At 63.8% G+C, this 26,563-nt stretch carries 21 protein-coding genes and 3 pseudogenes; 12 read left to right on the top strand and 12 right to left on the bottom strand.

Going from position 1 to position 26,563, the window contains the following annotated elements; genetic code table 11:
* Nucleotides 1-42: 42 nt before the first annotated feature.
* Nucleotides 43-1,176, bottom strand: a complete 1,134-nt coding sequence (locus tag B0G77_RS03195; RefSeq protein ID WP_133660811.1) for an RNA-guided endonuclease TnpB family protein — start codon at nucleotides 1,174-1,176, stop codon at nucleotides 43-45.
* Between the two features lie 113 nt (nucleotides 1,177-1,289).
* On the opposite strand from B0G77_RS03195, the gene hmgA reads away from it, so the two are divergent.
* Nucleotides 1,290-2,615, top strand: a complete 1,326-nt coding sequence (gene hmgA / locus B0G77_RS03190) for a homogentisate 1,2-dioxygenase (RefSeq protein ID WP_133660810.1) — start codon at nucleotides 1,290-1,292, stop codon at nucleotides 2,613-2,615.
* Nucleotides 2,612-3,916, top strand: coding sequence for a fumarylacetoacetase (fahA, locus tag B0G77_RS03185; RefSeq protein WP_133660809.1), 1,305 nt, complete (start codon nucleotides 2,612-2,614; stop codon nucleotides 3,914-3,916). Before hmgA ends, fahA begins: the two co-directional genes overlap by 4 nt.
* Nucleotides 3,917-3,997: 81 nt before the next feature.
* Here the strand turns inward: fahA and B0G77_RS03180 are convergent, their stop codons facing one another.
* The 3 genes from B0G77_RS03180 to B0G77_RS03170 all read right to left on the bottom strand — a co-directional run bounded on the left by B0G77_RS03180 (nucleotide 3,998) and on the right by B0G77_RS03170 (nucleotide 7,422).
* Complete coding sequence (locus B0G77_RS03180; protein WP_133660808.1) at nucleotides 3,998-5,155, bottom strand: MFS transporter; 1,158 nt, start codon at nucleotides 5,153-5,155, stop codon at nucleotides 3,998-4,000.
* A 31-nt stretch (nucleotides 5,156-5,186) separates the two neighbouring features.
* The gene (locus tag B0G77_RS03175) at nucleotides 5,187-6,368 is read right to left on the bottom strand and encodes an MFS transporter (protein WP_133660807.1); all 1,182 of its coding nucleotides are present in this window, start codon (nucleotides 6,366-6,368) and stop codon (nucleotides 5,187-5,189) included.
* Between the two features lie 259 nt (nucleotides 6,369-6,627).
* Nucleotides 6,628-7,422, bottom strand: a complete 795-nt coding sequence (locus B0G77_RS03170) for a crotonase/enoyl-CoA hydratase family protein (RefSeq protein ID WP_133660806.1) — start codon at nucleotides 7,420-7,422, stop codon at nucleotides 6,628-6,630.
* Nucleotides 7,423-7,592: 170 nt separating this feature from the next.
* Here B0G77_RS03170 and B0G77_RS03165 point away from each other — a divergent pair, with 170 nt between their 5' ends.
* Nucleotides 7,593-8,132 (top strand): hypothetical protein, encoded by a 540-nt coding sequence (locus tag B0G77_RS03165; protein WP_133660805.1) that lies wholly within the window; start codon nucleotides 7,593-7,595, stop codon nucleotides 8,130-8,132.
* On the opposite strand, the pseudogene B0G77_RS03160 reads toward B0G77_RS03165, so the two are convergent.
* Both B0G77_RS03160 and B0G77_RS03155 read right to left on the bottom strand, forming a co-directional pair.
* Nucleotides 8,117-8,329 (bottom strand): annotated as a pseudogene (locus tag B0G77_RS03160) (2-hydroxyacid dehydrogenase); the annotation flags it as partial. The gene B0G77_RS03165 and the pseudogene B0G77_RS03160 sit on opposite strands and share 16 nt — an antisense overlap.
* A 41-nt stretch (nucleotides 8,330-8,370) precedes the next feature.
* Nucleotides 8,371-9,345, bottom strand: a complete 975-nt coding sequence (locus B0G77_RS03155; RefSeq protein WP_133660804.1) for a LysR family transcriptional regulator — start codon at nucleotides 9,343-9,345, stop codon at nucleotides 8,371-8,373.
* 553 nt (nucleotides 9,346-9,898) lie between these two features.
* Here B0G77_RS03155 and B0G77_RS03150 point away from each other — a divergent pair.
* Nucleotides 9,899-10,363 (top strand): annotated as a pseudogene (locus B0G77_RS03150) (aspartate-alanine antiporter); the annotation flags it as partial.
* Between the two features lie 443 nt (nucleotides 10,364-10,806).
* Nucleotides 10,807-12,024, top strand: coding sequence for an aminotransferase class V-fold PLP-dependent enzyme (locus B0G77_RS03140; RefSeq protein ID WP_133660803.1), 1,218 nt, complete (start codon nucleotides 10,807-10,809; stop codon nucleotides 12,022-12,024).
* Nucleotides 12,025-12,107: 83 nt separating this feature from the next.
* Here the strand turns inward: B0G77_RS03140 and B0G77_RS03135 are convergent, their stop codons facing one another.
* Nucleotides 12,108-13,319, bottom strand: a complete 1,212-nt coding sequence (locus tag B0G77_RS03135) for an MFS transporter (protein ID WP_133660802.1) — start codon at nucleotides 13,317-13,319, stop codon at nucleotides 12,108-12,110.
* Nucleotides 13,320-13,702: 383 nt separating this feature from the next.
* On the opposite strand from B0G77_RS03135, the gene xdhA reads away from it, so the two are divergent.
* Genes xdhA through xdhC form a run of 3 tightly spaced genes read left to right on the top strand, consistent with a single transcriptional unit; the run spans nucleotide 13,703 to nucleotide 18,201 of the window.
* Nucleotides 13,703-15,214 carry a xanthine dehydrogenase small subunit gene (gene xdhA / locus B0G77_RS03130; RefSeq protein ID WP_133660801.1) on the top strand — a complete coding sequence of 504 codons (1,512 nt, stop codon included), beginning with the start codon at nucleotides 13,703-13,705 and terminating at the stop codon, nucleotides 15,212-15,214.
* A 30-nt stretch (nucleotides 15,215-15,244) separates the two neighbouring features.
* Nucleotides 15,245-17,614 carry a xanthine dehydrogenase molybdopterin binding subunit gene (gene xdhB, locus B0G77_RS03125; protein ID WP_133660800.1) on the top strand — a complete coding sequence of 790 codons (2,370 nt, stop codon included), beginning with the start codon at nucleotides 15,245-15,247 and terminating at the stop codon, nucleotides 17,612-17,614.
* A gap of 26 nt (nucleotides 17,615-17,640) precedes the next feature.
* The gene (xdhC, locus tag B0G77_RS03120) at nucleotides 17,641-18,201 is read left to right on the top strand and encodes a xanthine dehydrogenase accessory protein XdhC (RefSeq protein ID WP_243751097.1); all 561 of its coding nucleotides are present in this window, start codon (nucleotides 17,641-17,643) and stop codon (nucleotides 18,199-18,201) included.
* Nucleotides 18,202-18,285: 84 nt separating this feature from the next.
* Here xdhC and B0G77_RS03115 read toward each other — a convergent pair whose 3' ends face one another.
* The 3 genes from B0G77_RS03115 to B0G77_RS03105 all read right to left on the bottom strand — a co-directional run bounded on the left by B0G77_RS03115 (nucleotide 18,286) and on the right by B0G77_RS03105 (nucleotide 21,818).
* Nucleotides 18,286-19,278, bottom strand: coding sequence for a LysR family transcriptional regulator (locus B0G77_RS03115; RefSeq protein WP_133660798.1), 993 nt, complete (start codon nucleotides 19,276-19,278; stop codon nucleotides 18,286-18,288).
* A gap of 257 nt (nucleotides 19,279-19,535) precedes the next feature.
* On the bottom strand, nucleotides 19,536-20,183 hold the full coding sequence (locus tag B0G77_RS03110; RefSeq protein ID WP_133660797.1) for a 2-hydroxychromene-2-carboxylate isomerase: 648 nt from the start codon (nucleotides 20,181-20,183) through the stop codon (nucleotides 19,536-19,538).
* A 153-nt stretch (nucleotides 20,184-20,336) separates the two neighbouring features.
* Nucleotides 20,337-21,818, bottom strand: a complete 1,482-nt coding sequence (locus B0G77_RS03105; RefSeq protein WP_133660796.1) for a TAXI family TRAP transporter solute-binding subunit — start codon at nucleotides 21,816-21,818, stop codon at nucleotides 20,337-20,339.
* Nucleotides 21,819-22,397: 579 nt separating this feature from the next.
* Here B0G77_RS03105 and B0G77_RS03100 point away from each other — a divergent pair.
* Both B0G77_RS03100 and B0G77_RS03095 read left to right on the top strand, forming a co-directional pair.
* Nucleotides 22,398-22,745: a BON domain-containing protein gene (locus tag B0G77_RS03100; RefSeq protein ID WP_133660795.1), complete on the top strand. Its 348-nt coding sequence runs from the start codon at nucleotides 22,398-22,400 to the stop codon at nucleotides 22,743-22,745.
* 373 nt (nucleotides 22,746-23,118) lie between these two features.
* Nucleotides 23,119-23,370: a hypothetical protein gene (locus B0G77_RS03095; protein WP_133660794.1), complete on the top strand. Its 252-nt coding sequence runs from the start codon at nucleotides 23,119-23,121 to the stop codon at nucleotides 23,368-23,370.
* Nucleotides 23,371-23,405: 35 nt separating this feature from the next.
* On the opposite strand, the gene B0G77_RS03090 is transcribed toward B0G77_RS03095, so the two are convergent.
* Nucleotides 23,406-24,194, bottom strand: coding sequence for a sulfite exporter TauE/SafE family protein (locus B0G77_RS03090; protein WP_133660793.1), 789 nt, complete (start codon nucleotides 24,192-24,194; stop codon nucleotides 23,406-23,408).
* Nucleotides 24,195-24,413: 219 nt separating this feature from the next.
* Between B0G77_RS03090 and rarD the strand changes: the two genes are divergently transcribed.
* Together rarD and B0G77_RS03080 are read left to right on the top strand one after the other, a co-directional pair.
* On the top strand, nucleotides 24,414-25,289 hold the full coding sequence (gene rarD, locus B0G77_RS03085; protein ID WP_133660792.1) for an EamA family transporter RarD: 876 nt from the start codon (nucleotides 24,414-24,416) through the stop codon (nucleotides 25,287-25,289).
* Between the two features lie 291 nt (nucleotides 25,290-25,580).
* A pseudogene (locus B0G77_RS03080) lies at nucleotides 25,581-25,859 on the top strand (EamA family transporter); the annotation flags it as partial.
* A 238-nt stretch (nucleotides 25,860-26,097) separates the two neighbouring features.
* Here B0G77_RS03080 and B0G77_RS43065 read toward each other — a convergent pair.
* Nucleotides 26,098-26,238 (bottom strand): hypothetical protein, encoded by a 141-nt coding sequence (locus B0G77_RS43065; RefSeq protein WP_166656113.1) that lies wholly within the window; start codon nucleotides 26,236-26,238, stop codon nucleotides 26,098-26,100.
* Nucleotides 26,239-26,563 lie beyond the last annotated feature (325 nt).

The raw sequence follows: 26,563 nt of genomic DNA, 5'->3' as shown, positions 1-26,563 counted from the left end.
GGAAGGGGATTCCCACTTCACAGAACGCAACCCAACATCATCTCAAAGGGACATGGGACTTACGCTTTCTCCATGGGCTGACACCGCCAGTCCGGCGGCCAGAACATTACGCGCAGCGTTGACGTCGCGATCGTGGATCGACCCGCATTCCGGGCATGTCCATGCACGGACCTTCAACGACATTTTGGCGACGGTATGCCCGCAATCGCTGCATCGCTTGCTGGATGGATACCAGCGGTCGATACCGATCAGCGTGCGCCCATACCACCGCGCTTTGTACTCCAGTTGTCGTGTGAACTCGGACCAGCTCGCATCGCTGATCGACTTCGACAGGCAACGGTTCTTCTGCATGTTCTTGACGGACAGGCTTTCGATGGCGATCACCTGGTTTTCGTTGATCAACCGGGTCGAAAGTTTGTGCAGGAAGTCCCTGCGGGCGTCTGCCGTCCTGGCATGCATGCGTGCGACTTTGAGCCTGGCCTTCCTGCGATTGGCCGAGCCCTTTAGCTTCTTCGCGAGGCGCCGTTGCAGCTTCGCGAGTTTCTCCTCGTTCTTGCGGAACACATTCGGCGCGGCAATCTTCTCGCCGGTCGACAGACTCGCGAAGTGCGTGAGCCCGAGGTCGATGCCGATCTTTCCAGCGACGGCAGGGCGCGCGCTCACCACGTCGTCACAAAGCATTGAGACATGGTATCGGTCTGCCGTGTCCTTCGACACGGTGACCGTCGTTACCTTCGCGCCCCTGGGGATCGTGCGTGACCAGCGGATCGCGAGCGGCGCATCCATCTTCGCCAGTTTGAGCGTGGTGCCGTCCCACCTGAAAGCGCTCGTGGTGTATTCGGCCGACTGCGGGCCATCCTTGCGCCTGAAAGTGGGGTACTTCGCACGCCTGGCGAAAAAGTTGGCGAACGCGGTTTGCAGGTGCCGAAGCGCCTGCTGCACCGGCACCGAACTCACTTCGTTCAGCCACGCGTGTTCTTCGGTCCTTTTGAGCGCCGTCAACGCCGCGGAGGTCTCGTGATAACCCATGCGTTCCTGCCGCTCATACCACGCATCGGTGCGTTGCCGGAGCATGTGGTTATAGGCGAAGCGTGCGCATCCAAACGTCCGGGCAAGAATCACTTCCTGCTGGGGCGTGGGATAGAACCGGAATCGGTATGCACGCTTGATGTCCATTCTTCACACAATACCATGGGCATGCTTGAAGACGTTAAATGGAGCACGGAAGCAACGTCAAAACCGTCTCCTTACCTCCCCGGCCTGAAGGCCGAGGTTTCTCGGAGACACTGATGAACAACACGTCTACGCGACATGAAATCGAACTCGGCTATCAGTCGGGCTTCGGCAACGAATTTGCGACTGAGGCGCTGCCCGGCGCGTTGCCGCGCGGGCGCAACTCGCCGCAGCGCGCGGCCTATGGGCTGTATGCGGAGCAGCTCTCGGGCACGGCGTTCACTGCGCCGCGCGGCCACAACCGCCGCTCGTGGCTGTACCGCATCCGCCCGGCGGCCGTGCATCCGCCGTTCACGCCGATACCGTCGCACCAGCTGGTGGCGAATTTCGCCGACATGCCGCCGACGCCGCCCAACCAGCTGCGCTGGGACCCGTTGCCGATGCCTGTGGAGCCGACTGATTTCATCGACGGCTGGGTGACGATGGCCGGCAACGGCTCGGCAGAAGCGATGAACGGCTGCGCGATTCATCTGTACGCTGCGAACCGGTCGATGAAAGACCGCTTTTTCTACACGGCCGACGGCGAACTGCTGATCGTGCCGCAGGACGGGCGTCTCCATATCGCAACCGAACTCGGCCGCCTCGATATCGAACCCTTCGAGATCGCCGTCATTCCGCGCGGCGTGCGCTTCTCGGTCGCGCTGCCGGACGGCGCGGCGCGCGGCTATATCTGCGAGAACTTCGGCGCGCAGTTGCGCCTGCCGGATCTCGGGCCGATCGGCTCGAACGGCCTCGCCAATCCGCGCGATTTCCTCACGCCGCATGCTGCCTACGAAGATCACGAGGGCGCGTTCGAACTGGTGGCGAAAATGAACGGCCACCTGTGGCGCGCGGATATCGGCCATTCGCCGCTCGATGTGGTCGCCTGGCACGGCAACTACGCGCCATACAAATACGACCTGCGCCGCTTCAACACGATCGGCTCGATCAGCTTCGATCATCCTGATCCGTCGATCTTCCTGGTGCTGCAGGCGCAAAGCGACACGCCGGGCGTTGATACGCTCGACTTCGTGATCTTCCCGCCGCGCTGGCTTGCCGCCGAAGATACGTTCCGCCCACCCTGGTTTCACCGCAATGTCGCGAGCGAGTTCCTGGGCCTCGTGCACGGTGTGTACGACGCCAAGGCCGAAGGTTTCTTGCCGGGCGGCGCGAGCCTGCACAACTGCATGTCGGGGCATGGTCCCGACGCGGAGACGTTCGAGAAGGCGTCGCACGGCGACACGTCGAAGCCGCACAAGGTCGGCGACACGATGGCCTTCATGTTCGAAACCCGCAACCTGATCAGGCCGACGCGCTTCGCGCTCGAAACCGCGCAACTGCAGGCGCATTACTTCGAGTGCTGGCAGGGTCTCAAGAAACACTTCAATCCGGAGCAACGATGAACGCATTGAGCGATCTTCAGGCGACGCTCGATCCGTCGCGCAAAAGCTGGGTCGAGACGGCAAACCATCCCGCCTGCGACTTTTCGATCCAGAACCTGCCGTTCGGTATCTTCAGTGACAGGAAGAATCCCGCGAAGCGCGTGGGTGTGGCGATCGGCGATTGTGTCGTCGATCTGCCGGTTCTGGAAAACGCTGGCTTGCTGCGCCTGCCGGCGTCGGCGCAAGGCGTGTTCGAACGTGATGCGCTCAACGATTTCATCTCACTGGGTCGCGACGCATGGCGCAGCGTGCGGATCCAGTTGAGCAGCCTGCTCGCGCGCGACACTGCAACGTTGCGCGATGACGCCGCATTGCGCGACCGTGCGCTGGTGCGTCTCGCCGATGCGGCGCTGTATCTGCCCGTCGAGATTCCCGGTTACACGGATTTCTATTCGTCAAAGGAGCATGCAACGAACGTCGGCTCGATGTTCCGCGACCCGAAGAATGCGCTGCTGCCGAACTGGTCGGAGATGCCGATCGGGTACAACGGAAGGGCGTCGTCAGTGGTCGTGAGCGGCACGCCGGTGCGGCGCCCGAACGGACAGCTGAAGCTGCCCGACGCGGAGCGCCCGGTGTTCGGCGCGTGCCGGAAGCTCGACATCGAACTGGAGACGGGCTTCATCATCGGGCGCGGCAATGCGCTCGGCGAGCCGGTCGCGTGCAAGGACGCTGAGGCGCATATTTTCGGCATGGTGCTCCTGAACGACTGGAGCGCACGTGATATCCAGCAGTGGGAATACGTGCCGCTCGGGCCGTTCAACGCGAAGACCTTCGCGACAACGATCTCGCCGTGGATCGTCACGCTCGACGCGCTCGAACCGTTCCGCGTCGCGCAGCCGGCGCAGGAACCGCAGCCGCTCGACTACCTACATCACGACGGCCCGCATGCGTTCGATATCGCCCTTGAAGTGCAACTGAAGCCGAAAGCGGCATCCCAGGTGACCACCATCGCGCGCACGAACTTCCGTCACATGTACTGGACGATGGCGCAGCAACTTGCGCATCACACGGTGTCGGGGTGCAACACGCGGGTTGGCGATCTGATGGGATCGGGGACGATCAGCGGACCCACGGAAGACTCGTTCGGCAGTCTGCTGGAACTGACGTGGAACGGCAAGAAGCCGCTCGAGCTGAAGGAAGGCGGCACCCGCACCTTCATCGAGGACGGCGACGAGCTGACGCTCGGCGGCTGGTGTCAGGGCAACGGCTACCGGGTGGGTTTTGGCACTTGCGCCGGAGAGATTCTGCCGGCGCATCGGTGAGCGGGGGAAGGGAGACCGGCCGCTGCGGTTTCCCCTGTTCTTCCAGGCGCCTGTGAGGTGGCGCGCGCGCACGAGCCGGCGTTACTGCGAGGCGCGCACCGCCATTCGCCGCCGCTCCCACAGCGCCGCGCCGAGAAACGCCAGCGCACTGGCAAGCAGCACGCCGACCATCGCGTCATTGCCTTCGCTCTTCATCAACGCGCCGGCCACGAGCGGGCCGCCGAAACTGGCCGCGCTCCACGAAGCACCCACGAGCGAACTGGCCGACACCAGCGCCGCGTCGCGAAACCGCTCACCGCACGCGACGAGCGAAAGCGTATAGATGGCCCCAGCCGCCGCGCCGAGCACATAAAGCAGCGGCCAGCATAGCCATGGCGATGACACCGCCCAGGGCAGCAAGGGCAACAGGAGTACGACAATCACCGCGCAACCGATATGCACGCGCTCGCGGCCGAGATGGTCAGCCAGCCAGCCGATCGGGAAAGCCATCGTCGTATCGCCGAGCAGGATCGCCGATGCAAACAGCACCGCGACTTCGGCCTCCATCCCATGCGACATTGCGAAGAGCGGCATCAACGACAGCGCGATCGTGTCGAACAGCGCGAAAAAGCCCGTGCCGATCACAATCGCCGGCATCTGCGGCAACACACGCTTCCAGCTGTCGTGGGCTTCTTTCTGTCCGCCTGCGTGCGGCGCGACGCGGATCGTCGCCAGCATCGGCAGCGCCGTCAGAAAGATCACGCCGCATAGCAGGAAGCGCCAGTCCGTCAGATTCGAAATCTGGCTCACCAGCACCGGCCCCGCCATCTGGAACAGCGTGAAATTGGTCGCATAGATCGCGACAACTCGGCCGCGCGACGCATCGTCGGCGAGCTGGTTGACCCAGGCTTCGCTGATGGTGAAGAGCATCATCAGCGCGGCGCCGCACAGCACGCGCAGCACAGCCCAGACGAAGAGGTTCGACGTGACCTGCATCAACGCGGTGGCGATAGCGACGATCACCACCGTGGCAACGATGACCCGTCGTCCGCCGAATCGCACCGCGATCCAGCCGGCAAACGGTACGACGATGAGGCCGCCGCCGGCCTGCGCAGCCGTCAGCAGGCCGACGACATCGCTGCCGTAGCCTGCCTGCGTCAGGGCCAATGCGGTAAGGGGAAGCGTCGCGCCGGTACCCAGTCCGACGACCGCGACGCTCAGGATCAGCGCGAGAAAATCGCGCGTAAAGATAGCCTTCATCGGGCCAGATGCTACTACGCGGATGTCGTGTTCAGGCTGCTCCAGCCGATCCCGGAAGGGCGGTCCGTTGCGCGCGGCGCTCGAGCGACACGGACCAGAGTGTCAACGCGAGTGCGCCGCTCACCATCGTGACACCGACCCACGGCAGCGACGTCAAGGGCAAGCCCGCGCCGATCGCCATGCCGCCGAGCCACGCGCCCGTCGCATTGCCGAGATTGAAGGCGCCCTGATTGAGCGTCGAGGCCAGATTCGGCGCGGCGCTCGCGCGGTCGACGATCAGGATCTGCAGCGGCGGCACGATTGCAAAGGCGAGCACGCCCCAGACGAAGATCGTGATCATCGCGGGAACCGCGGCGTGCATCGTACCGGCGAACACGGTCAGGACCATGCCGAGCGCAAGCAGGAACGCGAGCAGCGACGGCATCAGCCGCCAGTCCGCCAGCTTGCCGCCGAGCGTGCTGCCGACGGTCAGCCCGAGCCCGAACAGCAGCAGCACCATCGTGACGGCGTGCGGCGTGAAGCCGGTGACGTCTTCGAGAATCGGCGTGATGTAGGTGAACACCGAGAAGAGGCTTGCCGAAGCGAGCACGCTGATGCCCATCACCATCAGCACCTGCGGGTTTTTCAGCACGCTGAATTCATGCAGGAGGCTTGCCTTTTGCATCTCGATTTTCGCCGGCAGGCAGACAGCGAGCGCCGCTGCGGCCAGCACGCCGATACCCGTCACCGCCCAGAACGTCGCCCGCCAGCCCACCGCCTGGCCGAGCGCGGTGCCGAGCGGCACGCCGAGCACGTTGGCGAGCGTGAGGCCGGTGAACATCAGCGCGATTGCCTGCGCGCGACGGTTGGGCGCCGCGAGACCAGCGGCCACCACCGAGCCGATGCCAAAGAACGCGCCGTGACAGAACGCGGTGACGATGCGCGCGGCCATCAGCACGCCATAACCCGGCGCCACCGCGCACAGCAGATTGCCGACGATGAACACGCCGATCAGGCTCATCAGCGCCTTCTTGCGCGGCATGTTCGCCACTGCGATCGCGACGATCGGCGCACCGATCGTCACGCCGAGCGCGTAAGCAGACACCAGCATGCCGGCGGCCGGAATCGACACGGACAGATCGCGCGCGACGTCGGGCAGGAGGCCCATGATGACGAATTCAGTGGTACCGATTCCAAACGCGGCAACAGCAAGGGCAAGGAGGGGCAAAGGCATGATGGGGAGCTTCGGCGCGGCAGGCAGGAGCGGGCGTGCGTTTTCGGGGCGAAGAGCGCAAGCGCCGGCAAGGGTAAATCAGTAGGGGATTGTACCTAAGCCAATAGTAAGGTGCTGGGGACGGATCGACCTGTTATTTTTTCGCGACATACCGCGCCCTGGCGCGCCTGGCTGGGCGAGCAGGGGCGAGGCGTTTCTACGGGAATCGGCTGGGCTGTCCGGAGATACGTGTCATGCGCTGGCCGGGGGGCCGGGGGACCTATACGACATCCCCGTGTCGCCCGGCACCACCCGCGAAGCGCGCGGCGCCAGCGACACCTTCTTCGAACACGGCCGGGTAGCCTCCCGCACCTTCGCGGCGTAACGCTTCGGCCAGATCGTCGAGCGGGCTGTTGTCGAGCGCGGAGCGCCGGTCGGCGAGCAGGGCGGCCTGGGGAAGGGCCGCCAGTTCCGCGGCCAGTTGTTCGGCCGCCTTGCGCGCGGTGCCTGTCGGCACCACTCGGTTCGCGAGGCCGAAAGCGAGCGCTTCATGCGCATCGACCGGCCTGCCGGTCAGGATCAGATCCAGCGCCCGTGACAGGCCAATCAGCCGGGGCAGCCGGATCGTCCCTCCGTCGATCAGCGGAATGCCGACGCGCCGGCAGAATACGCCGAGCACGGCATCGTCCTCGACGACCCGCAGATCGCACATTGCCGCCAGTTCGAGACCGCCCGCGACGGCGTATCCTGCAATAGCGGCGATGACCGGTTTCGTGAGCGCCATGCGCGTCGGACCCATCGGCCCCGGGCCGCTGCCATCGGGATGCAGTTCGTTGCGGCGGGTGTCGTCGGCGAGCGCGGTCAGGTCCGCGCCCGCGCAGAACGTACCGCCTGCGCCGAACAGCACCGCCGCGTGCCACGCGGCGTTTGTCTCGAAGCGCTGGAACGCGGCGCTGAGCGCCTCGGCGGTCGGACGGTCGACCGCGTTGCGGCGCGCCGGCCGCTCGAGGACGATGGTGGCGACGGCGTCGGCAGGTTCGATCCGGACGTGTTCACCGAAGGCTTCCGTGGTCATGACTGTCTCCGTGCCTCGCGTCAGGCCGCGGAAGAGGCAAGCGCGCGCACCCTGGCGGTGCTCAAATGTAGTGAGTGGGGGCCTGATGTCACATGATTTTCACATTCGAACACTATTGTGAGCAGCTTTTTAACTGGCCGGTTGCCTGAGCCCGGCATATTGAGGCCGCCGTGCCAGTGTCCAATAACCTGTCCGGGTCGAATGCAGTGCAGCCGGTTGCCCAACCGTTCTGGATCGTGCCGCTCGGCGCCCATCCGTATTACGACCACGTGCGCCTGAAGCGTGTCTTCGCCGCCGAAGGCGCACGCCACGAAGTCGTGCTGGTGGACGCTCGCCGGTTGCTCGTATGCGCCGATCGCGATGACACCGATTACGTGCTCAGACCGGTCAACGAATGGCATTCCGGGAAGATACGCGGCATCCGTGAGTTTCTCGATCCGGACAACGTGCGCGTGCCGGAGATGCCGTATGTCACCGTCACGACCCGTCGCGCGCGCGGACTGTCCGGATGGGTCGGACTGGAGCGCGAAGGCGTGGTGGGATTTCGCAATGGCCAGCACCGTGCCCGCTATCTGGAGGCCGCGGGCGCCCGCTGCTTTCCGGTCGAAGTGCATGAGCGCGAAGCGGCGTTGCTGCACCAGATGTGCGGTGCGTCCGACGAGGCGCGGGCGGCCGTCGAAGCGGCCACCGCCGCTCAGTTGCGCCCCTGAACGACGTTCACAGGCGCAAATTCGCGCCATGCCTTCACGTTGTTGAGCGTCGTCTGGGCGATTTCGTTCATCGCTTCGCGGGTGAAGAACGCCTGATGCGCCGTGACGATCACGTTCGGGAACATCAAGAGGCGCGCAAGCACGTCGTCCTGCAGCGGCAGGTTCGAGTGATCTTCGAAAAAGATCCCACCCTCTTCCCCGTACCCCCAGCGATGACGATACGCCCGCTATATGCCCGCTATACGCCCGGTATCTCATGCAGATCCGCGAGGACCGGTTCTGCGGGCGCAGGCGCGGGCGCAGCCGACGTGGCCTTGCCGAGAGCGAAGTGCTCGAGCGCGTAATCGATGAACGCGCGCGTCCTCGTGGGCAGGTATTGCCGGCTCGGATAGACGATCGACACTTTCGCCTCGGGATCATCCACCGTGTAGTCCGGCACGACACGCTTCAGGGCACCCGAGGCCAGATCATCAGCGACGAGTTGCGACGGCAGGATCGCCACCCCCATGCCGGCGAGCGCCGCAAGGCGCACCATCAACGCGCTGTTGACGGTATAGGACGGTTGCAACGTGACCTGTTCGGCTGGTCCGTTGGCGCTCGCGAAATGCCACGTCGGGCTGCGCTGGTCGGCGGGCAGCGCGACGAACGCATGCTGCGCGAGCTGCTGAGGCGTGCGCGGCTCGCCGTGTTCGGCGAGCCAGGCAGGCGACGCACACGGCACGAGCGTGTTGGTGCCGATCGGCCGTTCGACCAGTTCCGTGCCCGTCACCATGAACGCGGTAACGATGCCGACGTCGTAGCCGTCTTCAACCAGATCGACATGACGCTCCGCGACCGTGAGGCGGATCCGGACTTTCGGATAGAGGCGGCTATAGCCGTTAAGCAAAGGCGTGAGCGCCAGCAGCGACAACTCGCCCGAGGCCACCACGCGCAACGTGCCACTCGGCTCGCGGTCGGAGTGGGCGACGGTGCTTTCCAGGTGATCGAGTTCCTCTAGCAGTCCGCGGCATCCTTCCAGGTAGCGGTTGCCGGCTTCGGTCAGAGCGAGGTTGCGGGTTGTGCGGTTAATGAGCCTGGTCTGCAGATGGGCTTCGAGCATGGCTACGTATCGGGTGACGAGCGCATTCGATACATCGAGCTGCTGGGCTGCGCGGCGAAAACTTTGGGTCTCGGCGACTCTGACAAATACGCGCATGGCATGAATCTGGTTCATGGGATTTCGCCTCGTATTTGCACGGCAAAGCCGTGCGGAGTTGGCCTTACGGCATTCAGCGGGCCGATTACCAGAACGATCGGCTCGTCTGCAAAAATGCGTCTCCGGTTAAAAATAATATTGACAGTTGCGAGGATTTACAATATTTAGTTAAAACAGCGGTGAAATTTGACAATTTCACAAGCCGGCGTGTTGCTTCGCGGTAATGGACCGCCAGAAAAGTTGTTGGCTTACGGTAATCGAATCGACATATATACGGCTTATCAGTACGGATAGCGGTTTTCCCGAGTTGCTGGACAACTTCACGAGGAATCGATGTCTGACACGCCAGACGAGTGGTTCGCGCCATTGTCGCTTTTACCCTGCATCCGCCGGGCATCTGCTGGTTCCGCCATCGCAGCGGAATAAATATTGAATGCAATCAAGGTTATTCAGCCTCCGTGCCGGAATGATTGCGCTCGTTCGTAAGTTGTAACCGATTCATTTGACATCGTTTTATTTCGCATTTTTTATGCTTTTTGCTAAATAACCCGGTTAAAGAGCAAACCGGCATATGATCGCTGATTTGCTCAGGTTTCAACCAGAGATTGCGCTGTTCGCAAGCCTCGCGCTCGGATACTTCATCGGCTCCTTCAAGATCGGTCCGATCCAGCTGGGCGGCGTATGCGGCACGCTGATCGTCGCTTTGGTACTCGGGCAGACCGGCGCCCGCATTGCCCTCGACCTTAAAAACATTGCATTCGCGCTATTCATTTTTGCGCCGGGTTTTACTGGCGGTGCGCAGTTCTTTGCCAATATTGGACGAGGGTGGCGTTACGGGCTGTTATCCGTCGTTGAAATCGTTTCCGTGACGGCACTCGTCATGATCGCGGTGGCGTTGCTTGGGTTAGACCCGGGCACAGCTTCCGGACTGCTCGCCGGCGCGGCGACCGAATCCGCCGTGATGGGCACGGCGTCTCAAGCGATCGCGAAGCTCGGGCTCAGCGACGCCGAAACCGTGCGGCTGCAGGCCAATATTGGCTGCGAAGAGATATGCAAAAGGCGCGGTGCCGCACGGCGACGCACGCAGTGCGGAGTCGGATGAATGAGCCCTTTGTCGCTGGCGCTGCTGTGCGAGGGACGGTCTGGCGTAGCACCTGTGTCGCTTCCTTGCGAGGGCGACACTTCATGAGTTGCCATTCCCCGTTGGCCGCACACCAGGAATAGACGAGTTTTCGGCGCCTTTCTTTTGCCTACTTTTCTTTGGCAAGGCAAAGAAAAGTAGGTGCCGCCCCGCACAGGGGCGACGCCAATAAACCAGAAGCAATTCAAGGAAAGGCAACAAATCAAGGAAAGGCACCAAACCAAAACCAGGAAACTTGCACAAACCCCCAGATGGGTGAATCATCAACGATTCCCGCCACCACGGCCAGCAGCCCGCAAAACCAGCCGCCTGCAAGGCAAAAAGCACCCGATCTCACCATGTCGACAACCATCCCTTGCCCCGATGTCGAATCCCTCGACGCCATCCTCCCCGAAGAACCGCTGTTGATGATGGGCGCAGGCCCGGTGCCGATTCCCGCCGCGGTGGCCAAGGCGAACACGATCGTCATCAATCACCTGGGTGGCACGATGGTCAAGGTGATCGGCCAGGTCAAAACGATGGCGCGTTACGTCTTTCAGACTCATTCGAAATGGGTGCTCGGCGTCGCGGGCCCAGGTTCGGCCGCGATGGAAATGGCCATCTCCAATCTCGCCTGGACGGGCACGCGTGTACTCGCGATCAAGAACGGTTTCTTCAGCGAACGGATGGCTGAAATGGGTCGTCGCGTCGGTGCACACGTCGCCATCCTCGACGTCGCGGATCGATCCGTGGCCAGCCTCGAACAGGTAGCTGATGCCATTCGCCGCGAGCGTCCGGAAATCGTCACGATCGTCCAGGGCGAAACGTCGAACACGGTCTGGAATCACCATCTGAAAGATGTCGCCGCGCTGGCGAAGGCAGCAGGCGCGCTCGTCGTCGTCGATGCGGTCTGCACGCTCAGCACCATGCCCCTCGAAATGGACGCCTGGGGTATCGATGCAGTGATCACGGGTGGGCAGAAGGGCCTGTCGTCGATTCCCGGTGTGTCGCTGATCGCGTTTTCCGATACCGCCTGGGAGCGCGTCAAAAACCGCAGCCAGCCGAATGCACACTGGTGCCTCGATGCATCGCTCGCGGAAAACTTCTGGCACAACGCCGGCTATCACTACACGGCACCGGTGTCGGGCGTCCTCGCGTTGCACGAGGCGTTGCGGCTCGTGTGCGCGGAAACGCTCGAGAGGCGTTTCGCCCGCCATCTGAAGTGCTCAGTCGCTCTGCAGGAGGGCGTCACGGCGCTCGGCCTGCAACTCTATACACCGCGCGATTGCCGTCTGAATTCGGTGGTCGGTATCGAGGTGCCGGCGGGACTGAGTCCGGGCGACATCTGCGGCCACATCTCGCGGCAGCATCAGGTGGAAATCTCAGGATCGTTCGGCTTGCCGATTGTGCGCATCGGACAGATGGGCGAGCAGTGCCGGGAGCACAACCTGTTCAGGACGCTTCACGCGCTGGGCCGCACAATGGTCGATCTCGGCGTGGCAGTCGATCTGCCGGCGGGCGTGGCGGCGCTGGAGAAGTCGCTATCAGGTGGTTCGCGCGCTTCGGCGGCGCGCTGAAAGTGAACGGATACGCGTGCCGTGCTGCCGCGCGTATCGCCCGTTGACTATTGCGTGGGCCTTAAGCGAGGCCTGCAGGAAGGTCAGGTCGCTGCGGGTGCATTCGGCACCCGCGTGTGGCGCAGATACAGCATGGTCGAAAGCGCGACGGCTGCGGCCGAGGCGACCGCGGCGAACAGAAACACCGACCCGTACCCGAACTCTCCAGCGATATATCCCGCGAGCGGCCCGGTAATTCCCAGCGACAGATCGAGAAACACGGAATAGGCCGACAGCGCCGCCCCACGGCTCGCCGGCGGCACGAGCGCGACCGCTTCGACACCGAGAGCGGGGAAAACCAGCGCGAAACCGAAGCCCGTCAACGCTGCACCGGCAAGCGCAAAATGAGGCTCAGGCGCGAGCCACAACATCAGTAAGCCCACGCATTCAAACGAAAACGACGCTATTGCCACGCGAAACCCGCCATACGTCTTGATCGTATTGGCGAACAGGAGGCGTGAGCCGACGAACATGGTGCCGAACACGGTCAGCGAAAGTGCCGCATTCGGCCAGTGCCTGGCGGCATAGAACAGCGTGATGAAGGTCGCAATGGAGCCGAAGCCGGCCGAGCCGAGTGCGAGCCCGATCCCATGCGGCAGCACACAGGTGAACACGCTGCGATACGACATCCGCTCGCCGTGTACCAGCGGCACCGCGGCAATCAGCCGGGCGAGGTAGTAGCCAAGCGCCGCGAGCGTGACCACCACAAGGCCCAGCGCCTCGAATCCGACCGCATGAACGATCGCCACGCCAAGCGGCGCGCCGATCGCGAGCGCGCCGTAGGTCGCGATGCCGTTCCACGAAATCACCCGCGCGTTATTCGTCGTACCGACCCGGCCGATGCCCCACAGAATCGCGCCGGTACCGCACAGGCTCTCGCCGAAGCCGAGCACAAGCCGGCTGAGCACCAGAAGCGTCAGGCTCGCCACAGGCCAACGTCCGCACAGCACGGCGAGCAGCAGCAGCACGCCACTCACCCCGCAGCCGACCAGGCCGATCGAGACGGTCTTCTTCGGCCCGAGCGTATCGGCCGAGCGCCCCGCGAGAGGGCGCGACGCGAGCGTCGCGAAGTACTGCACGCTGATCGCCAGTCCCGCGAGGATCGCGCTGTATCCGAGGTCGTTGTGTACGTAGCCCGGCAGGACCGCGAGCGGAATTCCGATCGTCAGATAGCAAAGGAACGTGAAAAACACGACCGGAATGATATGGAGCGTGGTCGCAAATTCGCTGCGGGATGTGGCTGAGTCGGCGGACATGGGGAAAACGAGACTTGAAAACGGCAGGAAGGCGTGATTTTCCCATGGAACCGGTTCTTGTGCAGAAGCTGCTTAATTTATTCGCGGTCAGAAAAACAGGTGCCGAACGCAATTTGAGTCTTAGGCGCGCCAATCCGCCTGGCGGCGCGGTTTGCACGCAGTCCGCCGTGCCGACGTCGCCTGCAGAAAATCAATAAATAAGCCAAAAACAGTCTGAAAACGACATGTCTGCATAAGCGCGTACGGAAATTCCTTACGCAATTTATCGCGCTGACGATATGTCCCGCATGCGATTCAGCCTATGGGTTGTGAATATTGATGGTGTTAGTTTTCGAACCATTGCGTAGCACTGACCCCGTGGACGCACAAAACCGGGAAGAACCATGAGCCAGCCGATCCGCTTTTACCACCGCAACGCGATTCGCGAAGTCAGCGATGCGCCTGTCACCCGTACCGTCCTGCAATACCTGCGCGAGGACGCGCACTGTACCGGCACCAAGGAAGGCTGTGCCGAAGGCGACTGTGGCGCCTGCACGGTCGTGATCGGCGAGCGCGACGAAGCGGGCGGCGTCAACTTCAAGGCGGTCAACGCCTGCATCCAGTTCCTGCCGACGCTCGATGGCCGCGCTCTGTTCACGGTCGAAGACCTGCGCCAGCCTGACGGCTCGCTGCATCCGGTGCAGCAGGCGATGGTCGACTGTCACGGCTCGCAATGCGGCTTTTGCACGCCGGGCTTCGTGATGTCGATGTGGGCGCTGTACGAGAAGCATGGTCACGAACAAAGCTGCGCGAACAAAACGGTGCCGTCGCGCGCCGATATCAGCAACGCGCTGACGGGCAACCTGTGCCGCTGCACCGGCTACCGGCCGATCGTCGATGCCGCGGTGCGCATGTTCGAGGCGCCCGCGCCGAAAGCGCCGGTCGATGTCGCCGCACTCGCGCGCACGCTCGCCACGCTCGGACGCGACCACACCTTCCACTATGAACATGCCGGCCAGCAGTTCGAGGCGCCGCGCACGATCGGTGCACTCGCGCAGATCAAGTCCGCGCAGCCAGCCACGCGCATTCTCGCGGGCAGCACCGACATCGGCCTGTGGGTCACGAAGCAGATGCGCGATCTCGGCAACATCGTCTACGTCGGCCAGATCGAAGCGCTGCAGCGGATCGCGACTTCGGCTGACTGGATCGAGATCGGCGCGGGCGTGACCGTCGAAAGCGCTTATGGCGAACTCGCGAATCACTATCCCGAACTGACGGAAATGTGGCAGCGCTTCGCGTCGCTGCCGATCCGCAACGCGGGCACGCTCGGCGGCAACATCGCGAACGGCTCGCCGATCGGCGATTCGATGCCGGGCCTGATCGCGCTTGGTGCGTGCGTCGTGCTGCGTGGCGGTGAAACTGAACGTGAACTGCCGCTCGAAGATCTGTACCTCGCCTATCAGAAGAAGGATATGGCGGAGCACGAATTCGTCGTCGGCCTGAAGGTGCCGACGCGCACCGGCGCCCGGAAGAATCTCCAGTTCCGCACCTACAAGATCTCGAAGCGTTTCGACTCCGACATCTCGGCGGTCTGCGCGGCGTTTTCGTTTATCGCCGATGGCGAAACGATCCGCGAACCACGCATCGCGTTCGGCGGCATGGCCGCGACGCCGAAGCGCGCGACGCACGCCGAAGCCGTGCTGAAAGACGCCGACTGGCACGAAGCCACCGCGCAGGTCGCGATGATCGCGCTCGCGAACGACTACGCGCCGCTCTCCGACATGCGCGCGACGGACACGTATCGCCTCGACGCGGCGAAGAACACGTTGTACCGCTTCTGGCTTGAAACGCGTCCGCACGATCCGCTGCCGAAGGAAGCGCTCGACGTGCGCGCAGTGCAAGCCGCAGGCGCCTGAAGAACCTCGAGGATACGGAGACCCATTCGAATGAACCAGCACGCCGAACCGTTCCTGACGGACGCCCGAGAGCTCGAGGACCTCAAGAATTTCACGCAGGTCCATGTGTCGCGCCCCCATGAATCCGCGCATCTGCATGTGAGCGGCCGCGCCACCTATACCGATGACATTCCGGTCGTCGCCGGCACGCTGCATGCCGCGCTCGGTCTGTCGGCGAAGGCGCACGCGAGAATCGTGTCGATGTCGTTCGACGCGGTGCGCGCAACGCCCGGCGTCGTCGCCGTTTTCACGGCCGACGACATTCCCGGCGCCAACGACTGCGGCCCGATCATCCATGACGACCCGGTGCTCGCGGACGGCGTCGTGCAATACGTCGGTCAACCGATGTTCATTGTCGTTGCGACCTCGCACGAAACGGCACGGCTCGCTGCGCGCCGGGCGCAGGTCGTCTATGAAGAACTGCCGGCGATCCTGACCGCGCAGCAGGCGCGCGCCGCGAATTCGTACGTGCTGCCGCCGATGAAACTCGCGCGCGGCGACGCCTGCACGAAAATCGCGCGCGCGGCGCATCGCGATGCCGGCGAGATGACGCTTGGCGGACAGGAACAGTTCTACCTTGAAGGTCAGATCTCGTACGCGGTGCCGAAGGACGACGACGGCATCCATGTCTGGTGCTCGACGCAGCACCCAAGCGAAATGCAGCATCTCGTCGCGCACCTGCTCGGCGTGCAGTCGCATAACGTGCTGGTCGAATGCCGGCGCATGGGCGGCGGCTTCGGCGGCAAGGAGTCGCAATCGGGCCTCTTTGCCTGCTGTGCAGCGCTCGCTGCATGGAAGCTGTTGTGCCCCGTGAAGCTGCGCCCGGACCGCGACGACGACATGATGGTCACGGGCAAGCGCCACGATTTCCACTACACGTATGAAGTGGGCTACGACGACGACGGCCTGATCGCCGGCGTATCGGTCGACATGACCTCGCGCTGCGGCTTTTCCGCCGACTTGTCCGGCCCGGTGATGACGCGCGCTGTCTGTCACTTCGACAACGCGTACTGGCTGCCGGATGTGTCTATCGCCGGTTTCTGCGGCAAGACGAACACGCAGTCGAACACCGCGTTTCGCGGTTTCGGCGGACCGCAGGGCGGCTTCGCGATCGAATACGTCATCGACGATGTGGCGCGCTCGCTCGGGCTCGATTCGCTCGATGTGCGCCGCAGGAACCTCTACGGCAAGACCGAACGCAATCTGACGCCGTATGGCCAGACCGTCGAAGACAACGTGATCCACGAACTCCTCGACGAGCTCGAAGCCACCAGCGACTACCGCGCCCGCCGCGACGCCGTGCGCGAATTCAACGCAAGCAACACGGTGCTGAAGAAGGGTCTCGCGCTGACGCCGGTCAAGTTCGGCATCGCATTCAACGTCACGCACTTCAACCAGGCGGGTGCGCTCGTTCATATCTACACCGACGGTTCGGTGCTCGTGAATCACGGCGGCACCGAGATGGGCCAGGGGCTGAACACGAAGGTGGCGCAGGTCGTCGCGCACGAACTCGGCATTCCGTTCAGCCGCGTGCGCGTCACCGCGACCGACACGAGCAAGGTGGCGAATACCTCCGCGACGGCCGCATCGACAGGTTCCGACCTGAACGGCAAGGCCGCGCAGGATGCCGCACGCCAGTTGCGCGAACGCCTTGCAGCGTTCGCCGCCGAGCGCTTCGGCGCGGGCGAGGTGAGCGCCGCGAGCGTGCGCTTTGCCGCCGATAGCGTCGTGGTGGGCGATGCCGTCGTGCCGTTCGAAGAGATCGTCGCGAAGGCGTATCTTGCGCGCGTGCAGTTGTGGTCGGACGGCTTCTATGCGACGCCCAAGCTCTACTGGGACCAGGCGAAGCTGCAGGGCCGCCCGTTCTACTATTACTCGTATGGCGCGGCTGTGTCGGAAGTCGTGATCGACACGCTCACCGGCGAAATGCGCGTGCTGCGCGCCGACGCGCTGCACGATGTGGGCGCGTCGCTGAATCCGGCGCTCGATGTGGGTCAGGTTGAAGGCGGCTTCATTCAGGGTATGGGGTGGCTCACGACCGAAGAACTGTGGTGGAACCCTGGCGGTAAGCTGATGACGCACGCGCCGTCCACCTACAAGATTCCGACCGTCAACGACACGCCGCCGGACTTCCGCGTCAACCTCTTCAAGAACCGGAATGCGGAAGACAGCATCCACCGCTCGAAGGCGGTCGGCGAGCCGCCGTTGCTGCTGCCGTTCTCGGTGTTCTTTGCGATCCGCGATGCGGTGGCGAGCGTCGGCGACTACAAGGTCAATCCGGCACTCAACGCGCCCGCGACCAGCGAGGAAATTCTCAAGGCCGTCAACGCAGTGCGGGCCGCGACAGCGGATCGTCGCTGAAAGCTGGAGTCGCAAAGATGCTGGCAATGAACGCACACCCTCCCGTCCAGATCGGCCGGCGCGGCCTGGCCGCACCGGTTCTGCCGCCGATGCGCGTCGTGCTGTTCGGCGCGGGTCATGTCGGCCACGCGCTGGTGGCGCTGCTGGGGCGCCTGCCGTGCGTGGTGCAGTGGGTGGACGAACGTGACGAACTGTTCCCCGACGAAGTGCCGGCAAACGTGCAGATCGAAGCCACCGACACGCCCGAAGCCATCGTCGACGACGCACCACAAGGCGCGTACTTCCTCGTGATGACGCACAACCACGCGCTCGATTTTTCGCTCGCGGCGCGCATCATGCGGCGGCGCGACTTCACCTACTTCGGAATGATCGGGTCGAAGACAAAGCGCGTGAAATTCGAGCGCAGGCTGATTGGACGCGGCATCGATCCGGAACGGCTCTGCGAGATGACCTGTCCGATCGGTTTGCCCGGCATCGTTGACAAGGCGCCGACGTCGATCGCGGTTGCCGTGTCCGCCGAACTGTTCAAGGTGCGGTCGCAACAGGCGGCGCGTGTGCCTTGCGTCGCTTCGCTGGAAAGGGTTTGAGGAAGCGTTATCACCCGAAGCAGGTCGCCCGCGGTCGCACGACGCCGCCGCGTGACGCCGATCGACGCTTGCCCTTCGCGGTACTCAACTGACCGCAGAGGCCGCCTTCACCGCCTTCACCGACAGGGCGCGCTTCCTCGCCCGCCCCGTCCCGCGCGTCACCAGTTCGTCCGACACCCGCGCCATCAATCCACGCAGCCAGCCGACATCGCTTGGCCGGTCCGGCTGCGGATGCCACATCTGATAACACTTGATGCGCGGAAACGCGACCGGCGCCTCCACGACCGCCAGCGGCAGGATGTTCGCGTAGTGCGTAGCGAAGCGGCGTGTCGTCGTAAAGATCAGATCCGATTGCAGCAGCACCTGAGGTACGAGCCCGAAGTAGGGCAGCGTGGTCACGATACGCCGCGCGACCCCCGCTTTCGCGAGACCGAGATCGATCGCGCTGGCGCTCGCGCCGGTGTACGGCGTGGGCGCGAGGTGCGCGGCAGCCAGATACGCTTCGCGCGTGAGCGGGGCCAGCGCGAGCGGGTGATTGGCGCGCATCAGGCAGACCACGGTGTCGGAGAAGAGGTCGCTGCGTTCGAAGCGCGTATCAGGCCTGGGCCAGTTGCCGATCACCAGATCGAGTTCGCCTGCGTCGAGGGCGGCCGTGTGATCGAGCGTCGGATACAGCGAGTCGATCTCCAGACGCGCATGGGGCGCCGCTTCCCGGAAACGGGCGATCACGGTCGGCATGAAAAAATCGTTCAGATAGTCGGGCGCCGCGACCCGGAACGTGCGCCGCGAGCGCGCCGGATCGAAGTCGCCGTGCGGCGTGGCAACGAAATCCACGTCACGCAGTACCCGCTGTGCCGAAGCGAGCAACGACTCGCCGTATTCGGTCGGCACCATGCCGGCCTTGCCCCGCACGAGAATCGGATCGTTCAGCGTTTCGCGCAGTCTGCGCAAGGCGGTGCTGATCGCGGGCTGCGTCTGGTTCAGCCGCAGGGCGGTTTGCGTGACGCTACGCTCGACAAGCAGCGTGCGCAGCACGCGCACGAGCCAGATATCCAGTGAGGCGGCGGTGTCGTCCATACTCGGGTAGGCAGATGAGCCGGCAAGATCAGCAGGCAAGGGAACCCAGGTGGTGTGTCGTACGTAACCGGGCGCGAGGCGCGCAAAGTCCCTCACCGAAGTCCATAACCTTAGGCCTCTTCGCCACGCGCCGGCCATAGCGTACGTGGTATGGCCGGCATCACGGGAGAGTAGAGCGGCCGCTGTCCTTCGAGCCCCAGCGACGCGTCATCCAAATCAGCTGCGCTGGCTGGCGACGCGTCAGCCAGCAGCGCCCATCACGAGTCTTTCTTCAGACCCGACGGCAGTGTACTGATCCGCTTCACTTCCTTCGAGTCCAGCCAGTTGGGTGTGCGCGCGCAGTACAGCACCATTGGCAACGCGTCCTCGCCCCAGAAGAGCTGTTTATTGAGCCAGAAGGTCGGGACGCCGAACACGCCTAGCGCGGCCGCGTCGGCAGTGTTCCGGCGCAACTGCTCCTTCGTTTCCTCCAGTTCGACGAGTGCAGCGCCGTCCGGCGCACCCACGCGCTCACACAGCGCGGCAAAGCCTTCGTCGGTGGTCGGATCACGGCCGTCGTGCCAGATGAAGCGAAAAATCTCGAGCGCGCACGCGACGTCCGCCTTCAGTGCAGTGGCGAGCCGCATGACTTTCGTCGTATCGAACGGATGAGCGGGTGGCATCTTGAACGGAATACCAAGCTGCTCCGCCCTGAACAGCGCGTGCCGATAGATGAACACACGCTTCTCCGGCACGGCCGACGCCGGGAGTTGCCCCCAGTGCCTGTACAGGTCGGCCAGCACCACCGGCGTAAAAACGAATGGCATCCCCGGCCACTTGTCGTGCTGTTCGAGCAGCAGATAGGTGAACGGCGAACCAACGTCGTAAAACCACATCGGGTGCGTGGGGTCGATGGGGTGAGTCATGTGGGTCTCCCTGATTTCCCTGTTCCCAGGGCGCAATGTCTGCTCGCCTGGCGATTCCGATTAGATCTTACGCAAACGCGCACCCCAATGCGCAGCGCGCATGCATTGCTTTATCTTTTCAGCGCGCGCCTAATGGCCAGGTCGCCCGGTCGTTCAAGCCGGCCTGGCTGGCGGAGCGGTACGGTCGTCGCTGCCGGCAGCGCCTGATGGCACCGCGTCAGACGATGCTTGCGGCGTCTCCTCCATCGCCGTTTCGAGCGGATGGATGAGGCGCCCGCGGACAAAGCCGATATGCTCGCGCAGCACATAGAACTGGTCGGCGTACGCGAGCGGCATCTTGAGACCGTTGACCGAATCTTCGATTGCATCGATCCGCGCCAGCAGCGCCTTGCGGTCCGCTGGCGAAGTTTCACCCATCGCCTCACGCTCGATCGCAATCAGCGCGCCATACCAGCGGTAGATGCGCGACTTCACGCGCCATGCGTACAGCGACGGCACCAGCCGCAAGCCCGGAATCAGCACGACGATGATCGGCACGAGCAGCACGAGCAGCCGGTCGGCGAGGCTCGCGAGCCAGAACGGCAGCGTGCGGTAGAGAAAGCTCTTGCCCGACTTGTAATAGCGAGCGGCGTCGTCGCTGATCGGGAAGTCTTGCGCGCGCGGCGCCGGGAATTCACCGGCGCGCTGTAGGATGGTCGCATTGCCATGCACTTCACGGGCCGCCTCGATCAGCAGATCGGAGAGCGCCGGATGCAGCGAATCGCGCGCGATCAGTTCGGCGGTCGGCGCGACCGTATGGATGTCCAGCGCAGGCTGATTCCGGCCAAGGTCGAATGAGCCCGTCGGCAGGGTGACTGCGGTCAGGTAAGGGAAGCGCCGCGTGAAGGCGTCGATCTGCGTGAAGCTGTAGAACGTGATGTTCGGCGTGCGGTAGAGCTTGCCCATCACGGGCGGTTGCGCGGAGTCGCCGGTCAGAAACGCCGCGTCTATCTTCCCGTCGATCAACGCCTGCGCGGCGTCGTCGCCGGAAAGCGGCAGCAGCTTCGTTGGGCCGCCCGGCACGATGCCGTTCGCCTTCAGCAGCGTGAGCGCGAGTTCGCGTGTGCCGCTTCCTTCGGCGCCGATGGCGATGCGCTGACCCTTGAATTCCGACAGCCGCGCGACGAACGGGCCGTGATAGAAGATCGCGAGCGGGATATACGACACGCTGCCGAGTGACATCACGCCCTTGATCATGCCGGCTGGCGCGACGCCGTCCTGCACGAAGCCGACATCGACGTTCGAGTTGGGATCGGTGAGGCGCTTGAGGTTGTCGAGCGAGCCTTCCGACGACAGCACGTTGAGCGTGATGCGGTTGCGCGCGAGGATGGCCTTGTACTTCTGCGCGGCGTTCCAGAATGTGCTGCCTTCGGGGCCCGCGCTGATCGTCAGGGTGCTGGGCGGCGCCGGCTGGATGAGACGCACGGCAAGCCAGATCGCGGCGGCGCTGATGAGCAGGATGGGTCCGAACGACACCGCGAGGTCACGCCACGAAATGGCCACGAAGCGGGCGACGAGACGAGGTGGTTTCCGTCTGGCGGGGGTGGAAGAGTCGTTAGGATCATTGGGGCCTTGGGGGCCGTTGGGAGACTTCATCGGATCGGCTGACGGCTGATTGCAACAGAGACGGTGAAAGGTCGCCACGTCCTGCGACAGGGCAGGCGGGGCATGCTCGCGCCGATGGTACCTGAGATTCGTCCCGCAACGGCACGCCAGGCGGCCGCTGCCGGGACAAACGCGTAACAAAACGTGAAACGAGCGTGCAGCCGGTGCGAAACGGATGTCAAGCGGGCGTCAAACGCGCCGGAACCCAGGCGTGAAATGCGGTCGCGTTGCGCACCCGCTTCGTTTCACGTGACGAAACAGTGTCCTGTAAACCCTTTGCGCTTCTGTCGCGCGTGGATTAAATTGGCATCGCTGCCGCGATCAACTATTGCGCAGCGCGACCCGGCGTTCAGAGACGAACCGGGCGTGCTGTGCGACTTCGCGGCAGGCAGGCCAGCGCTCGCCCAGCGGTTCGCGCCGGCCGCCGCCCCGCTTGCCTCTCGCAAACCGTGTCGAAGTCAAAGTCGGCCGTCGCAAAGCTGCGCCCCGTGAGCGCCGCGACAGGCCGCCGGTAGTCGTAACGAAGCCGCGCGGTTGATGCGGTCCAAAACCGAAGCAAAAGGAGAAATCATGAAATCGGTCGACTTTTTGAAGGCGCTGGGTGGAGTGGTGTGTGTGGTGCTGGCGTGCAATGCGTATGCGCAATCGAGCGACGCCATGGCCGCGAGCGGTACGATGGCCGCTCCCGGTGCGACGAGCACGAAGAAGGCGGATCGTTCGCTCGGCCTCGCCGTGCGTAAGGCGCTCTCCAAGGGCAATATCGACGTGTCGAGCGTGGACGTGCGGGCGCGCGGCGGCGTCGTGACGCTGACCGGCAAGGTGCCTGAAGCCGATCAGATCGAAAAGGCGGGCACGGTGGCGCAGGGTGTCGCTGGCGTGACTTCGGTCACGAACAAGCTGTCGCTGAAGGAGCAGTAAGCGGCAGTTCGCCGGTGGCGGGCAGGGTGCCCGGAATGCCCTGAAGCGTCCTGACGACGCCGGTCACGCCTTTGTCACATAGCCGCGCGCGTGCGGCTGGGGCACTGGTGCCGATGGTGAACCTGATGACGAGCGGGTCCCGGTGAAAACCGGGACCCGTTTTTACCTGTGCAGACGTGTTCCAGTCCTCCTTTCAGGCGGGCCGTGCGATCCCTGTCAGGGCGGCAGCGCACGCGCCGCGAGCCAGTTCCGGCGGTTGTTTGAAGCGTGCCTCGCGGTGTCGCGTTCGTCCTGGGTGCGCCGGGCCACAGAAGATCGGTTATTCGGGGCATACTCTGATAACGCCTGATGCGAACTCTGCTGGAGGAACGACATGGAACAGCGACAGGGTTTCCGCGAACTGCCGGCCGGTGAGCAGGCGGCGTTCGAACTGGCATGCGAACGCTACGGCTTTGCGCCGACACAGTTCGAGATCACGGGGTTCACCGAAGAGACCGACGTTGCGCACGGCCGTTTTGTGACGGTCCGGCGCTACGGTGGCCGCGCGCAGTCTTACCACGCGGACTGCGTCGGCCAGTGGGTCAGGGAGTTCGAGGTCGACCTGACCTGCCGGTTCTTCAAGTAGCGGCGCTGGCCGCGGCGGGCCATCAGGCATCGTCATCAGGCCATCACCAGCTTCACGCCGACGAGCGTCAGCGTGGCGGCGAGGATGTTGCGCAACAACGCGTCCGGGGCCCGTGACGACAGATAGCTGCCGAGCGCAATGCCCGGCAGCGAGCCCACCAGCAACGACAGCAGCAGCGACCAGTCGATCGAACCCAGCAGCCAGTGGCCCGCGCCCGCGAGCAGCGTCAGCGGCACCGCGTGGGCGATGTCGGAGCCGACGATGCGCGTCGTCGTCAGTGTCGGGTACAGCAGCAACAGTACCGTTACGCCGATTGCGCCCGCTCCCACCGAGGTCAACGACACCAGCGCGCCCAGCACGGCGCCCGTCAGGATGGTCAGCCAGAAGGTGCGTACCGGAGCAGGCGCCCGCTGGTGGCGCGCCGCGAAGGCGGCAAGTTGCGGCCGGAACACGAGCGCCACTGCGGTGATCAAGAGCGCGACGCCCAGCACGATCTGGATCAGCGAACTCGTGCGCGGGGTGTCCATGCCATAGCGATGCAGCAGGATCAGCGTGATGGTGGCGGCCGGCACGCTGCCGCAGGCGAGGCGCAGCGTGATACGCCACTCGATCGAGCCTTTCAGCCCATGCACGAGCGTGCCCGTCGCCTTGGTCGCGGCCGCGTAGAGCAGGTCGGTGCCGACAGCAGTCGCCGGGTGGATACCGAACAGCAGCACGAGGAGCGGTGTCATCAGCGAGCCGCCGCCGACGCCCGTCAGCCCGACGAGAAAGCCGACGCCGAGGCCGGATGCGGAATACAACAGGTTGATATGGGGTAGTGGCATCGTGCTAACCGCGGGCGGCCTGATCGGGTGGCGAACCGCGTCGAACGCGATGTGCCGGGGTGGACACTCGAGGTCGTGCGCGGTGAAAATCCGCTATTGTCGCAAAAACCGGCGGTGTCGCGTATTGGGCGCGCGCCATGGCCGACATCGCATCGTCTGTTTTCGCTGGCCGTGGCTGGCTGCGAGACACGTTGGCTCTCGTCCCGCACACCGATAAAAATGAATCCCGGCGCCGTCTACGCATTTCTCGCATTCACGCTCTGGGGGCTGTTTCCCTTCTATTTCAAGGCTCTGCACCAGATCTCCGCGCTCGAGATGCTCGCGCACCGGATGGTCTGGTCGATGCTTTTCCTGTTCGTCGTGCTGACGGTGCGTCAGCAATGGCGCTGGCTCGGTCCGGTGCTGCGCGACCGGCATTTGCTCGGGCGCTTCGCGGCGAGCGCAGTGCTGTTGTCGACCAACTGGGGCATCTATATCTGGGCCGTCAACGCGGGGCATATCGTCGAGGCGAGTCTCGGGTACTTCATCAATCCGCTGATCAATGTGCTGTTCGGCCTCGCATTCCTGAATGAGCGCCTGCGTCGGGTGCAGTGGCTGGCGGTGGCGATAGCTGCGGCCGGCGTGCTCTGGCTGACGTGGGAAAACGGTCAGCCGCCATGGATTAGCCTTGCGCTGGCGGTCAGCTTCGCGGGCTACGGGCTCCTGCGCAAGACCGCGAGGCTCGGCGCCCTCGAAGGGCTGACGCTCGAGACTGTGCTGCTCTTTCCAGTCGCGTTGCTCTATCTCACGCTCCTCGCCTTGCGCGGGACGAACGCGTTTGTCAACGCTTCATGGGGCGTCGAGGTGCTGCTCATGCTGGCAGGGCCGATCACGGCGATCCCGCTGCTGCTTTTTGCGGCTGGCGCCCGGCGCATTCCACTGTCGATGCTCGGCCTGATCCAGTATGTGACCCCGACGTTGCAGCTGCTGATCGGCGTCGTGATCTATCGCGAGCCATTCGGTCAGGTTCAGCTGATCGGCTATGGTGCGATCTGGATTGCGCTCGCGGTGTATTCGCTGGACGGGCTGTGGCGCGCGAAATTCCGGCGTGCATAGCGCAATGCGAAAGGCGCGCGGATAGTCAGGGCGCGTGACCCGGCGGGGCGCAGAACCGGTGCTATTCACAGGCGCTGCACAGCGCCGGTTGCCAACAAGTAGCGAAATTTTTTGTTCGCGTTGTCGAAGTGCCGCTCGCTGGCACGTCATTGTATTGAGCGCAAATTGCGTTTGTACCTTCGAGAGACAGCGATGAACTTCAGGATGCCGCTTTATCACGCGGCTGCCGGCTTCACACGTCGCACCGACCCGGTTGCGCAAAAGCGCAAGGCTTCGCGTGGGGCGGACGTCTTTGTCAACGCTTCGTTGAGCGCCGAGGCGTTGCTCATGCTGGCAGGCCTCATCACTGCGATCCCGCTTCTGCTTTTTGCGCCTGGCGCGCGGCGCATTCCACCGTCGATGTTCGGTCTGATCCAGTATGTGGTCCCGACGTTGCAGTTCCTGATCGGCGTCGTGATCCATCGCGAGCCATTCGGTCAGGTGCAACTGATCGGCTTTGGGGCGATCTGGATCGCGCTCGCGGTGTATGCACTCGAAAGACTGTGGCGCGCGAAAGTCCGGCGCGCATAGCGAAATGTGGACAGCGCATGACGGAGGCAAAGGCGGCACGCGATCGCGCAATCGGCCTGTGCGAAGACCCGACGATGCATAAGTTTCTGGTGAACGAAGGGACAGCGAACCACTGAATTGACAGAGCCGGCCGACGCGTAAAACGCTAACGACGCACCCGGGAGCTTCGATTGACCTGCCTGATGTCCGGGCGGACCGAGCCGCCCGGATGCCGTTTTTTTATGCGGCTCAGCGAGCCCTAGCGCTTCTTCTCCGTTTCGGACAGACGCGGTGCTACCTTGATCGGATTCGCGCTAAGCGGACCCGAAGCGGGCGCTGCCTTCTTCGGCTGCTTGGGTTTTTTCGCTTCGCGATTGCTTCGTAGTTGACCTTTTGCCATGACCCTGCTCCCGTTGTTGTGGACGCTCGCCAGATGGTTCGAGCACCTCACCAGTGTGCGCTGATTCGGCCCTGCTGTCGCGCATCATTACTTTTTTCAGCGAGACAACTTGCGTCTGAATCCTTCAGACGCGCGGGTCTGGCGCGACCTGATACGGTGGGGGGCGCCTGATGAAACGGCTCCGCCCGTGCCTTTCACGGCGTACCGCAGCGGTTGAAGCGTATCGAAGTCGGCCGCGCAGCCCTTATCAAGAGAAACCCTGATTGCTGCAATGAATGGGCCACTGCTATCGTTCGCTGGTCTTGTGGAAGCGCTTCCACCCAGC

This window comes from Paraburkholderia sp. BL10I2N1 (assembly GCF_004361815.1).
In the GTDB taxonomy this organism is placed as follows: domain Bacteria; phylum Pseudomonadota; class Gammaproteobacteria; order Burkholderiales; family Burkholderiaceae; genus Paraburkholderia.
Note: the sequence above shows the minus strand (reverse complement) of the source record. Positions and strands in the feature narration are given on the sequence as shown.